Origin of the sequence: Acinetobacter sp. YH12205 (genome assembly GCF_013418125.1) — a bacterium.
Taxonomy (GTDB): Bacteria; Pseudomonadota; Gammaproteobacteria; order Pseudomonadales; family Moraxellaceae; genus Acinetobacter; species Acinetobacter towneri.
Map to the genome: position 1 here is coordinate 217,448 of NZ_VPCQ01000004.1, position 13,428 is coordinate 230,875.

General features: G+C 40.5%; 9 protein-coding genes and 1 tRNA gene. 6 read left to right on the forward strand and 4 right to left on the reverse strand.

Translation table 11 applies throughout. The annotated features are described in order from the left end of the window. The first annotated feature begins 46 nt into the window (after window positions 1-46). Window positions 47-637, forward strand: coding sequence for a DUF4112 domain-containing protein (locus FTU92_RS07165; protein ID WP_004972119.1), 591 nt, complete (start codon window positions 47-49; stop codon window positions 635-637). A gap of 111 nt (window positions 638-748) precedes the next feature. Here the strand turns inward: FTU92_RS07165 and htpX are convergent, their stop codons facing one another. Together htpX and FTU92_RS07175 are read right to left on the reverse strand one after the other, a co-directional pair. After that, entirely contained in the window at window positions 749-1,654 is a 906-nt protein-coding gene (htpX, locus tag FTU92_RS07170) for a protease HtpX (RefSeq protein WP_004972117.1), read from the reverse strand. 189 nt (window positions 1,655-1,843) lie between these two features. Continuing rightward, window positions 1,844-2,731 carry a lytic transglycosylase domain-containing protein gene (locus FTU92_RS07175; protein ID WP_218944542.1) on the reverse strand — a complete coding sequence of 296 codons (888 nt, stop codon included), beginning with the start codon at window positions 2,729-2,731 and terminating at the stop codon, window positions 1,844-1,846. 557 nt (window positions 2,732-3,288) lie between these two features. Between FTU92_RS07175 and ttcA the strand changes: the two genes are divergently transcribed. Further along, entirely contained in the window at window positions 3,289-4,209 is a 921-nt protein-coding gene (gene ttcA / locus FTU92_RS07180; RefSeq protein WP_104853169.1) for a tRNA 2-thiocytidine(32) synthetase TtcA, read from the forward strand. Window positions 4,210-4,457: 248 nt separating this feature from the next. Then, on the forward strand, window positions 4,458-4,841 hold the full coding sequence (locus tag FTU92_RS07185; RefSeq protein WP_004972111.1) for an SCP2 sterol-binding domain-containing protein: 384 nt from the start codon (window positions 4,458-4,460) through the stop codon (window positions 4,839-4,841). A gap of 163 nt (window positions 4,842-5,004) precedes the next feature. On the opposite strand, the gene FTU92_RS07190 is transcribed toward FTU92_RS07185, so the two are convergent. Then, on the reverse strand, window positions 5,005-6,120 hold the full coding sequence (locus tag FTU92_RS07190) for a transglycosylase SLT domain-containing protein (RefSeq protein WP_004972108.1): 1,116 nt from the start codon (window positions 6,118-6,120) through the stop codon (window positions 5,005-5,007). Window positions 6,121-6,483: 363 nt separating this feature from the next. Between FTU92_RS07190 and greB the strand changes: the two genes are divergently transcribed. The 3 genes from greB (at window position 6,484) to FTU92_RS07205 (ending at window position 9,004) form a co-directional block, all read left to right on the forward strand. Continuing rightward, entirely contained in the window at window positions 6,484-6,981 is a 498-nt protein-coding gene (gene greB / locus FTU92_RS07195; RefSeq protein ID WP_004972106.1) for a transcription elongation factor GreB, read from the forward strand. 86 nt (window positions 6,982-7,067) lie between these two features. Then, window positions 7,068-7,157, forward strand: a tRNA-Ser gene (locus tag FTU92_RS07200). Window positions 7,158-7,318: 161 nt separating this feature from the next. Further along, window positions 7,319-9,004 (forward strand): hypothetical protein, encoded by a 1,686-nt coding sequence (locus FTU92_RS07205; protein ID WP_154320950.1) that lies wholly within the window; start codon window positions 7,319-7,321, stop codon window positions 9,002-9,004. Between the two features lie 320 nt (window positions 9,005-9,324). Here FTU92_RS07205 and metH read toward each other — a convergent pair whose 3' ends face one another. Then, window positions 9,325-13,014, reverse strand: coding sequence for a methionine synthase (gene metH, locus FTU92_RS07210; protein WP_180051638.1), 3,690 nt, complete (start codon window positions 13,012-13,014; stop codon window positions 9,325-9,327). Window positions 13,015-13,428: the final 414 nt, after the last annotated feature.

Here is a 13,428-nt window from a genome sequence, read left to right on the forward strand (position 1 = left end):
TGCTTTATTCTCAAGTAGATTGCATTTACCCAACGATACGTTTTCTATGCCAGAACCTGCATCTTCAAAAAAACTTAGCCAGCAAGAGGTGATTCGCTTAGAGCGCGATTTAGCCAAGTTTGCCAATATGATGGATTCTGTGGTGCGTATTCCATTTACCAAGCAGGGCGTGGGAGCAGATGCCGCATTAGGCACTGTACCTGTCGCGGGGGATGTCGCAGGTTTTGCACTGACCTGTTATGCGATTTATAAAGCCAAACAAATTGGTGTACCACAAACCAAACTCACTCCCGTGATTAAACTTGCTGTGATGGATGCAGTAGTTGGTTTTGTGCCAATTGTCGGCACAGTATTTGATGTATTTATTCGTCCAAGCCGTAAAGCTTTAGATGTAGTGCATACGCATATCCGTGAAGAATATCAGATTCACAGTGAGCATCATGTGGTACATCCTTTTTTACATGAGCGATTGGAACGTAAACAGCAGCAGTCAGCATTTTGGCGTAATCCTGTAGTGGCATGGCTGTGGCTACATTTGCCTGATTTGCTTGGTGTGATTTTTCTTATTTTCTTTATTTGGGCAGCATGGCTCGGTGCAAGTTGGTTGTGGCACTGGTCACAAAGTTTTGCTGTTTAAATGAACCTGTTTAAAGTACAAAACCATCTGGCAGATCTAATTTACAGACATGAAAAAAGCTTCCCTGAGGAAGCTTTTTGGTGTCGCTGTTACAATATCTTGCTAGCAGTATTAAGGTAAATTTAATTGCTGTAAAGCTGCAACACGTTGTTCAATGCTTGGGTGAGTTTGGAATAACGCTGCCAAGCTAAAACCTTCTTCTTTACCTGCAGAAATCGCAAAAGCTTTCATTTCTTTTGGCATTGCATCTGGCATTTCAGATTCTGCTTGTAAGCGTAATAATGCAGAAATCATGGCTTGTTTACCTGCCAAACGTGCACCTGCTTCATCGGCACGGTATTCACGTTGACGCGAGAACCACATCACGATTGAAGAGGCCAAAATACCAAATACGATATCCAGTACAATGGTAATTGCAAAATAAGCCAAGCCTGGTGCTTCGCCATCTTCACGACCAAATACGTTACGGTCAATGAAGTCACCTGCAACACGGGCAAAGAACATGACGAATGCGTTGACCACACCTTGAATCAGTGCCAAGGTCACCATGTCACCATTGGCAACGTGACCAATTTCGTGTGCCAAAACTGCACGTAATTCATCTTTGTTCATACGCTCAAGCAGCCCTGTAGATACAGCCACTAAAGCATCGTTTTTATTCCAACCTGTTGCAAAAGCATTCGATTGGTAAGAAGGGAAAATACCCACTTCTGGCATTTTGATACCAGCACGCTGCGACAATTGCGCAACTTCATTTAATAACCACGCTTCAGCTTGGTTACGAGGGGCATTCGGGTCAATTAATTCAGTCCCAGTTGTTTTTTTCGCCATCCATTTAGACATGAATAGTGAAATTAAAGAGCCAACCATACCAAAGACAAAACAGATGACCAACAGGTTGCCTAGGTTTAAGCCACCCGCGCCATGGTAACTACCGACACCGAAGAGTGACAAAATTATGCCAGCTACAACCAGTACCGCGAGGTTGGTTAGCAAGAACAAACCAATCCGCATCATTGAGTAAATCCTCTTATATTAAAAATGTAATCTGATTTATTAATAAACCATGCCGTAAATATGCGGTGTATGTATTAAAAATTCAAGAAAAAATAATAAAACTGTACTAAAAATATTTTGCGCTGATACTGCAATTGGCATTTCAAAAAGGCTTGCGTTGCCGCAAGCTCAAATGAAGCGCTTTAGCTTTTATTCTGAAATAAAAATACGTGCCGAAGCTGTGGCATTCCCTGTCGCGTATGAACCTGCAGGTGCATCGGTAAAGCGACCATCGGCAGCCATAATAATTTGACGTGGTGGACGTTTGTTTGCTGCGACTTGATGATTACTGGCAGTGTAATTGTCTGACTGCGCAATCACTTGGGTATTTTGACTCTGAGTATTGCTATTGTTATTTGCCGTAATCGCATTGTTATTAGCACTTGCACTAACACCGTTGGCATACAGGTTGCTATAACGACTGGTCACACGACGTACATAGTCCTGAGTTTCACGAAAAGGTGGTACACCGCCGTATTTTGCAACATTGCCTTCGCCCGCGTTATAACCCGCCAAAGCTAAAGTGGTGTTGCCATTAAAGCGTTTGAGTAACCAAGCCAAGTATTTTGCACCCGCCATAATGTTTTCATGCGGGTCATAAGCGTTGCTGACATTAAAACGTCGTGCTGTCGCAGGCATGAGCTGCATTAGACCTTGTGCACCGACAGGCGAGCGGGCGTTGACATTAAAACCTGATTCGGTATGCATCACTGCTTTAATTAGACCTTCTGAAACACCGTGTTGTTGTGCTGCTTGCTGAATAATGTGGTCAAAGGCGTTTTTATTGCGGCTATAACTTGGCAATACCGACGCTTCGGAATTGCCCCAGTTGCGATAACTGTGAATATTGCTGTCTGGATAATATGTGACTTTTACTTTTGTCAGTGAACGATCTGCACTTTTGCGGTTAGTCAGCAAGGTACTGCCATTGCTGTCCTTATACATATAAATTTGACCTGCGTGCGTTGTCGTTGCCAAAGGCATGATGCTGGCAGTCCCCAAAATATACAGTAAAAAGGCATTAATTTTATTGTTCATGCTGTGAATACACTAAAAGCTGTCCCCAAACAGTTATGAGGAGTTTAACAAAAATCTCACAGATGAAAAGGCTTTGTACAAATTCATTTACAGTAGTGTCGAAAAAAATCAAGCTTAATTGCTGACAGAGTAATCAAAAAAAATATTTATTTTTTTTTAATTGGATCAGCTTGACACACTTAAGTGTATGATTTTGAATTAAAATAAAATAGATCAAAAAGTGATCAATTTAAAGAGAAGCCTTAGAATAACGGCAAGAGGCGTTGTCAAGTTGTTTTAAATCCACAAAGTTATCCACAGCTTTTGTGGAAAACTGTGGAAAAGTCCAAAAGATAAGCATCTTGGCGAAAAAGTGAACCTGAGGGTTCAAACTTGCCGCAGAAAAAAACGATCTGCGCAGATAGAAATAAAGTGTGTAAACAGAAATGAACGCGCAGTCAGAAATTAAGTTCTTTGACGAAAAGGAAGATTGCGATGAAATTACATTCTTTTGATGCGGGATTGGTCTGAATCGGCTAAAATTGCGCGGTAATTTTTTTCATGGGTTAATCGCGTCTATGTTCTCACCAGTTGAGTCCGATCAAGGCTTTAATTTCAAACCAGAACTTCCAACCAGCTCTGCGTATTATCGTTTGTTGAAAAAGCTGCGTCGCCAAGTCGGGCATGCGATTCGTGACTTCAACATGATTGAAGATGGCGATAAAGTCATGGTGTGTATTTCTGGTGGTAAAGACAGTTATACCTTGCTGGACATTATGTTGCAGTTCAAGCGCATCGCACCCATCAATTTTGATGTGGTGGCTGTGAACTTAGACCAAAAGCAACCGGGCTTCCCTGAAGATGTATTGCCGCGTTATTTAGAAGAAAATAACATCCCATATTACATATTAGAAAAAGACACCTATAGCATCACCAAGCGTTTAACGCCTGAAGGTAAAACTTACTGTGCAGTGTGTTCGCGTTTGCGTCGTGGTTCTTTGTATGGCTTTGCGCAGGAAATAGGGGCAACCAAAGTGGCGCTTGGGCATCACCGTGATGATATTTTGGCGACTTTTTTCTTAAACTTGTTCCATGGCGGTAGCTTAAAAGCCATGCCACCGAAGTTGTTGTCATCAGACAAGAAAAATATGCTGATTCGTCCACTGGCTTATGTGGAAGAAAAAGACATCATTAAATATGCAGAAATGCGTAAATTCCCAATTATTCCGTGTAACTTGTGTGGTTCACAGGAAAACTTACAGCGTGCCATTATTAACGACATGTTACGTGAGTGGGATAAAGCACATCCTAAGCGTTTGCACAGTATTTTTGGCGCATTACAGAATGTATCGCCATCGCAGTTGGCAGACCGTGAATTATTCGACTTTGAAGCGTTAGACAGCCAGCGCGTATTTGATTTTGCCGATCAGGCCGAACAAAACGCAGCAGAGCAAAACAAACGCATCAATATGGTCAATTTAGGCTACGCTGCAGACTAAGCGATAACAGCCTGTCAATCCCTTTAAAATGTAATCAACACCAAGCCAGAGCTTGGTGTTTTTTTATGAATTTGATTTATTTGAGAAAGTCGTCATTTCGACTAAAAATACAAAAACTGAACGTCCCGTACAAAATTTCTTAGCCTTTCACGAAAGGTTCATGCTATAACAATCAGCAAGCAAAACAGCTTAATAATGATGGTGTCTGGATAGACAACACACATGCACAAATATATTGAGGAAAAATCATGCCTGCTTTTTTAACTGATGATTGGTTTGCAACTGTAGAAAATCTAACGGCTCAAGCTGGTGATTTAAACCTACCTCCAGCACTTGCAAATCTGGCAATTAACTTAGTGGTGACTGATGCTGCAGGCAACACAGAATTGTCTTTAGATGGCGGTAAAATCCAAAAAGGTTTGGCGGACAACGCAAAAACAACATTAAATATGGATGCGGAAACTTTACGTAAAGTATTCCTAGAGTTTGACATGGCGGCTGCTATGCAAGCCTTTATGACAGGTAAAATCAAAGTACAGGGCGATATGTCACAATTAATGGCATTACAAACTGCAAAACCAAGCCAAGAACAAAAAGACTTATTTAAGAAGATTCTTGAGCAATCTGCTTAATTCAAGCGATTTACGCTGTAGCAGGCGAATTTCCCGCTATAGTACAAAAAAGCCTAGCTGAAGTATCAACTAGGCTTTTTTATGCACTGCAGCTTTAACAGCGCATTATTCATGTTTGAATTGCAGCTGATATACACTGCAACTCAATCACGCGAGGTAAATTTTAGATATTCACCAATTGCGGTGTGGTCTTAATATGCTCAAGGTAGGCGCGAATACGAGTCACATATTGCACTGCTTGACGATAACGACCGTTGCTCGCTTTGTTACGGTCTAAATACGCATATAGGTTAACCCAATTGTTCGGGTTTTTGCCTTGTGAGCGAATACGCTTCTGAATTTGACTGACTGCACCAGGACCCATGTTATAAGCGACTAGGGCATACCAGTTACGATCAGGAAATGGAATATGCTCATAACGGCTCAGCATTTGGTCATAATACTTAGCACCACCCTGAATACTTTGTGCAGGATCGGTACGGTTGCTTACGCCCATTGCTTTGGCTGTATTATTGGTCAGCATCATAATACCGCGCACACCTGTTGGCGAAACCGAGTTGGGTTTGAGGTAAGATTCCTGATAACCAATTGCCGCCAAAAGATGCCAGTCTAAATCGTACTGTGTAGCAGTCTTTTTAAAGTTGGCCTTATATAAAGGTAAGCGATTACGCAAATCACGCTGGATTACATCCCACGATTCTTGTTTGACCACATTACGATTATAAAATGAAGCCAATTGGGTAATTGAGCCGTTTTGCTTGCCACGACAAACAAAGTTGCTTGCGGTTTGGCTAAGAGGATCATCTGCGTGTTTAAACACCCAGTTCAGCTCACTATTTAAACCATTACGCTTTAAAGTATTTAAATCGCCACAACTGGCAGAAAATGCCGTGAGTTGCTGCTTTTCGATGCTTTGGATACTCGACGTGGTCATGGCAAAGTTCGCTTTACCAGAAGACACCCATTTTAAAGCGGTCGCATTGTCGCTTACCGTTTTAAATTCGAGTTTCACATTCATGCTGTCGGCATAGTTACGCACAAGGTCATAACCAAAGCCATGTAAATGTTGTCCATCTTTAAACACTGTGGTTGGATTTTCCACAGACACAACGGTCAATTTGTTCTGATTGACGACACTGTCAAATTGATGAACGGCTTTGCCTGCGTTAATACTGTGGAATGGGAGAAGAACAGTACTGAAAGCGAGGACTTTGAATGGGAGGCGATTAAAAAATGAGTGAAGGCTAAGCCTAGACCCAGACGTTGAACTACTGTGCATGTTGGCTCCGCTACAAGTAATTTATGCCCTAAAAAGCAAAGGCAACACACCTTAAACTTTTTCAAGTTTGATAAATTCAATAAGGGTTGGGCAGTCATGACGTCATTCAAAATGACTTGGGATTAAAGGGGAAATGTGTAAAATTTATACACAGGTTAAAAAGTGATCAAAACTAAAAGATGTGCGAATAATAAAGATGAAAATTTTGGATGTCAAATTTTGTACATAAATTTTTTGAAAAATGTAACATAAGATATTCATTTCATTGAGAAATAAATTTTATAAATTTTTATTGTGTATAAAAATGCAATAAAATATAGGATTGATGTTAACCAAATGTAAAAAACCGGCTGCAAAAACACCATGAAATCTAACTTAATTACACGTTCTGGACACGATAAACTCGTGGCAGAGTTACAGCATTTGTGGCATGAAGAACGCCCTGAAATCACCAAAAAAGTAAACTGGGCGGCAAGTCTCGGCGATCGCTCTGAAAACGCAGATTACCAATATAACAAACAGCTTTTGCGTAAAATTGACCGTCGGGTACGTTATTTGGGCAAGCGTTTAGAAGAGCTGCGTATTGTCGATTTTGCACCAGAACAAGAGGGTAAAGTATATTTTGGCGCATGGGTCGAAATTGAAAATGAACAAGGCGAGCAAAAGACCTTGAGAATTGTGGGCGTGGATGAAATTTATGATCATCATCCACAACATATTTCGATTGATTCACCTATGGCTCGAGCTTTGTTGTCTAAACAGGTAGATGATGAGGTGGAAGTGCAGACGCCGTTAGGCAAAAAGAGCTGGTTTATTAATTCGATACGCTATGAAAAGCCTGAAATTGCAGAAAATGACTGATTTTTGATTTTATTTTGAACATTTGGATCATAATTTTTAGAAAATATTTGCCAAGCTGAATTTTTCTTTATATGATAGCCGCCATTGGAAGCGTGGCAGAGCGGTTTAATGCACCGGTCTTGAAAACCGACGAGGGTGTGAGTCCTCCGTGAGTTCGAATCTCACCGCTTCCGCCAAATATCAATGACTTAGCCCTGACATCCTCGGGGCTTTGTTGTTTTTGGGGTTTATGCAAGGTAAGCCTGTAGTAAGCATAAAAATAAAACCACATAGCCTTATTGAAATTAAAAATTTTAGCTCTATTAAACTTTAAATATTAGTAAAAAGTTTTGGAATAATGAGCTTAGAATCAGAACAACAAGATTATGAAGAAAGATTAAGGTATAGACTTAAAATTCTTTCAGAACAGTTAAAAGCCGATAAAGTAAAAATCGCTTCACACCTAGCTGAAGGTTTCGAAGAGAGTTTTCGAAATATCAAATATGATGAAAGTGGCGAGATCATTTTAGAGTCTGTTGATGGGCGAATTCGTTCAATGGCTTTGGCTATAGAACATTTCGACACAAGGGAAAAATTAAAAAAAGAAATTTCTTTAGTTGAAATTCAAAAATTATATTTTGACCTGATAGAGCATAATTTTGATTTTATCTATCAACAAATGCTTAAGGCGAACTCTACGCCTCACCATATTGCGGAATTTTTATCAACAAAAGCCGATTTTGTTGACAATATGTTTGAACAAATTCCTGGTTTTATGGATGCAATTATATCATTTTGGAAACAAGTAGGTGATATAGGTTATTGGCATTTAGAAGACAATCACTCAAATCTTACTGGTGTATATGGAGGAGATTTATTTCCTACCCACGATGAAAATATTGCTTCAAAATGTGGTATTTACACGGACACAATTGTTCTACCAGATCCTTATGTACGATCACAGCATATATTTGAATTTTATCCAAAAGAGAAAGCTGTCTTTTTCTTAATAAAGCATGCTATGAATATTCTCAAATATAAAAATTTAGCATGTGTTGAAGATGGAATGCCAGTGGTTGTAATACTCCCTGATTTATCAAATTTGGAAGAGGGTGGTAAAGATTTTATCTATAACTTTTCCCAAAATGATGCATTAATTCATGGTAGTAAATTATTCGGTCAAAATTTTGAGAGTATTGAGGAATTTAATGAGTTTTGTTTAAGCCTTAATACTGTAGAAAAAACAATTCGAGCAATTAAAGATAAGAATAGGGTCTTATTTGATACAAATTGGAAAGGTTCTTTAGAGGAACAAATAAATAGGGCTTTAAATGGAGATGAGCTAAAAGCTCTTAATAGAACAGAGCCAGGTTTGTTACTCCAAATGCAAGCTGTTGGCAGAATGTCGGTGAGTAATGAATTATTACTCAAAGCACGACAGCTTTCAGGAACCCCAATTATTGAAGCTGAAACATCGTGGCAATATTTTAACTGGAAATTAGAATATGATGCCGATAAGGCTCAAGAATATTACGGTTCTGAAAATTTGCACATAATGAAAGGACTAACAGATTTATCTCAAACGGATTTACCTTGGTTAGGCAATATTCCTCCAGAATCATTGTTGGAGCTTAGAAAGCAAGGAGCTTTAGAAGAAATCCGCAATATTTTAGGAAATAATATCAAGGAATTAGTAGAAACTAATCCTACTAATTGTTTTAGAACTAGAGATCAAATATTAGAAAATATTGAGCAAAGTTTTGATAAACATCGTAAAAAACTTGATGAGTTGAAAGCTAAAAATTGGAAATTTGCTGGATTCGATATTGGATCTTGGATTGTTTCTGGAGGAATAGAAATAGGGGCAGCTTTAACTGGAACACCTACATGGGGATTAGCAGTATTAGCAGCTGATCAATTACTTGATGCTCCTAAATTGAGAGAAATACCTGAAAGATTTCGTGATTTGGTTGATCAGAATAAACAAGTTAAGCAATCTCCAGTTGGAATGCTTTTCAAGGTAAGTAAAAAGTTGATTAATTAATTCCTAGTATCGTCAACTAATTGTTGTTGATGTAATACAGCAATCGCTTCCCATTCATCATAAGACAAAATAGGCGGAAAAGCGGCTACTAACAACTAAATAGTAGTCGCTTTGTTCTTTCTATGGGTTTCGTTTAGCTGAATACCTTTCCCATAGAGGTGAGAAAACACCTTTAACAGTCAAATTACTCAACAAATTTAGATTAAGTAACGAACTGTCCCATTAAACAAAAAACCAGTGAATTTTACAATTCACTGGTTTTTGAAATGACATTATGTAGAGCGCATGGGCAGATGAACCACCCATGCAGCGCAATGCACTTAATTAATCGAATCATCCAAGTTTGGAGCTAACCAACGCTTCGCTTCATCTAAACTCCAGCCTTTACGCTGTGCATAATCTTCAAGCTGATCTAACGAGATTTTACCCGCGTTAAAGTACTCAGAAGCAGGGTTGGCATAGTAGAAGCCGCTCACAGATGAAGGCGGCCACATTGCAAAGCTGCTCGTAAGCTGTGTGCCAATCTTTTCAGTCGAACCTAACCAGTTAAACAGTGTGGCTTTTTCAGAGTGCTCAGGGCACGCAGGATAGCCCGGTGCAGGACGAATCCCTACATATTTCTCTTTAATCAGCTCTTCATTGCTTAGCTGCTCATTCGGCTGATAGCCCCAGAATTCTTTACGAATACGCTCATGCAAATGCTCTGCAAATGCTTCTGCAAAACGGTCACCCAAAGACTGCACCAAAATGGCAGAATAGTCATCGCCTTTGGCTTTAAACTCATTGGCCATTTCTTCCGCACCAAAAATCGACACGGTAAAGCCGCCCAAGTAATCTTGCCCTTGCTCTGTAGTTGCGACAAAGTCTGCCAAAGACAAGTTTGGTTTACCTGTGACTTTGTCTGACTGTTGACGAATATGATGGAAGGTATGCGTTACTTGATTACGTGCTGCATCATATACTTGTACTGAATCTGCCGCAGAACGGTTGGCAGGGTAAATCCCAAAGACTGCACGTGCATCAAAGCGATTATTTGCAATAATATCTTTGAGCATGGCTTGCGCTTGGTTATATAAGTCGGTTGCAGCTTCGCCCACCACTTCATCTTCCAGAATTTTCGGGAATTTGCCCGCCAAACTCCAAGAAATAAAGAATGGTGTCCAATCAAAGTATGGCAACAAGGTTTCAAGCGGATAATTAGTCAGCACTTGAGTTCCAATTAAGTTTGGTACTGCAGGCGTATAGTTGTCCCAATCAATTTTTAAACCATTGTCGATGGCTTCTGCATACGACAATTTCGCAGCTTTTGGTTGCTTATTGGCAATACGTTCACGAATTTTAGCGTATTCCGCACGATGCTCTGCAACAAAAGCAGGTTTCATTTCAGGGGAGAGTAAGGTTGTCGCAACACCAACGGCACGCGAAGCATCGGCAACATAAATGACAGCATCGTTTGAGAACTGTGGATCAATTTTAACTGCAGTATGTGCTTTAGATGTGGTTGCGCCACCAATCAACAATGGAATGTTAAAGCCTTTACGCTGCATTTCTTTGGCAACAAAAACCATTTCATCTAAAGATGGGGTAATCAGACCAGACAAGCCAATGATATCGACTTTTTCGTCAATGGCAGTTTGCAGGATTTTTTCTGCAGGTACCATCACACCGAGATCGACAATATCGTATCCATTACAGCCCAAGACTACGCCCACAATATTTTTACCAATGTCGTGAACGTCGCCTTTTACCGTTGCCATCAAGACTTTACCTTTAGACTGACCTTCGGTTTTTTCAGCTTCGATGTACGGGTTGAGCCATGCAACGGCTTGTTTCATCACACGGGCAGATTTCACCACTTGTGGCAGGAACATTTTACCTGCACCAAACAAGTCACCGACCACGTTCATGCCATCCATCAACGGGCCTTCAATCACATCTAATGGACGTTTGGCTTTCAGGCGCGCTTCTTCGGTGTCTTCATTAATAAAGGTGGTGATGCCTTTAACTAAAGCGTACTCAAGACGTTTTTCGACAGATTCACTACGCCATTCTAAGTTTTCTTCGGCTTTTTGTGCGCCTGATTGACCACGATATTTTTCTGCCACTTCTAGCAGTTTTTCTGTGGCATCCTGACCGCTTTCACCTTGGTTCTGGTTCAGAATAACGGCTTCAACTGCTTCTTTCAGTTCTTTCGGGATGTCATCGTAAATTGCCAACTGACCTGCGTTGACAATCCCCATGGTCATGCCTTGCTGAATAGCGTGATATAGGAATACCGCGTGAATGGCTTCACGTACAGGTTCGTTACCACGGAATGAGAAAGATACGTTCGATACACCGCCTGAAATCATGGCATGCGGCAGGTTTTGTTTAATCCAGCCTGTGGCTTCAATAAAATCGACTGCGTAGTTGTTGTGTTCTTCAATACCTGTCGCAACTGCAAACACGTTCGGGTCAAAAATAATGTCTTCGGCAGGGAAGCCAACATCATTGACCAAAACGTCATAAGAGCGTTTACAAATTTCGCGCTTACGTGCCACAGTATCGGCTTGTCCGACTTCGTCAAAGGCCATAACAATGACAGCTGCGCCGTATTGGCGGCAGAGGCGGGCTTTTTCGACAAACTCGTCATAACCTTCTTTTAAGGAAATAGAGTTGACAATGGCTTTACCTTGTACGCATTTCAAGCCTGCTTCAATGATTTCCCATTTAGAGGAGTCAATCATGATGGGTACGCGAGAAATATCAGGCTCAGATGCTACCAAGTTCAAAAAGTGCACCATAGCACCTTCTGAATCGAGCATGCCTTCATCCATGTTGATGTCGATGATTTGCGCACCGCTTTCTACCTGTTGACGAGCAACATCTAAGGCTTCGGCAAAGTTTTCTTCACGAATTAAACGCAGGAATTTTTTAGAACCTGTGACGTTGGTACGTTCGCCCACGTTTACAAATAAAGAGTCATCATAAATGTTAAATGGTTCTAAACCACTTAAACGGCATGCAGGTTTAATCTCTGGAATTTTACGCGGTGGAATGTCTTTTACCGCATTGTAAATCGCGCGGATATGATCAGGCGTTGTACCACAGCAACCGCCTGTAATATTGATCAAGCCGCTTTCAGCAAATTCTTTGAGGAAAGCTGCGGTTTCTTCAGGCGTTTCATCATAACCACCAAATGCGTTGGGTAAGCCCGCGTTCGGGTGTGCAGAAACAAACACATCGGCAACGTCTGAAACGGTTTTAACGTGTGGACGCATGGCATCTGCGCCCAAAGCACAGTTAAAACCAATTGAAAGTAAATCGCCATGACGTACCGAGTTCCAGAAAGCTTCTGCAGTTTGACCCGTTAAGGTACGTCCTGAAGCATCGGTAATGGTACCTGAAATCATCAACGGCAATTCACGCCCGAGCTGTTTAAACACTTCTTTGACCGCAAAAATCGCAGCTTTACAGTTTAAGGTGTCAAATACAGTTTCAATGAGCAGGATATCTGCACCACCTTCAATTAAGGCATGCGCAGCTTCAATATAGTTTTCTTTGAGTGCATCAAAGCTAATGTTACGAAATGCAGGGTCGTTTACATTTGGTGAAATTGAACAGGTACGCGATGTTGGCCCAAGTACACCTGCCACAAAACGTGGTTTGTCTGGTGTTGAATATTTTTCACAGGCAGCTTTGGCTAAACGCGCTGCTTCGCGGTTAATTTCTGGAACCAAATCTTCCATGTGATAGTCAGACATAGAAACGCGTGTGCCGTTAAAGCTGTTGGTTTCAATAATGTCTGCACCCGCATCTAAGTAGGCTTCGTGAATACCCTGAATAATGTGCGGTTGGGTCAGTACCAATAAATCATTGTTGCCTTTGAGGTCATGTGCCCAATCTGCAAAACGTTCACCACGATAATCGGCTTCTTCCAATTGATGGCGTTGAATCATAGTACCCATAGCACCATCGATAATTAAAATTCTTTGGGCAAGAAGCGCTTTCAGGGTGGTAAGCGTGGACATAAAAAACCCTTTATGACTGAATCCGAAATGAGCGCTATTTTAGCAGAGTTCGCACGGCTTTCGTGCACTTGAAGCGACCAGAGAGAGTGGAAGTCGTAAAAATAGTGCATAAAGCAGTATTTTTAGGATTTTGCTGTAGCTTTTGAACCTAAATAAAAGTTGTGATGAGGAACATTCTAATTTTGATTTTACTTTGATGCGTCATCGCTTTGTCATATTGCTCAGGCAAAATTGGCTCACGGTAAATTTTGTCTGAAATTTTAGGCGAATATGACAAAGGTGTAACAATCTAAATTTGAGAGAATGGCATAAGAAAAGTAGGTTTATTTATTCTAAGTGTTTAAATTTAAATGTTAATTTTAATTTTATGCACAAAAAAAACAGCTTAAAGTGTGAAAATAAAGTATGAAAGTT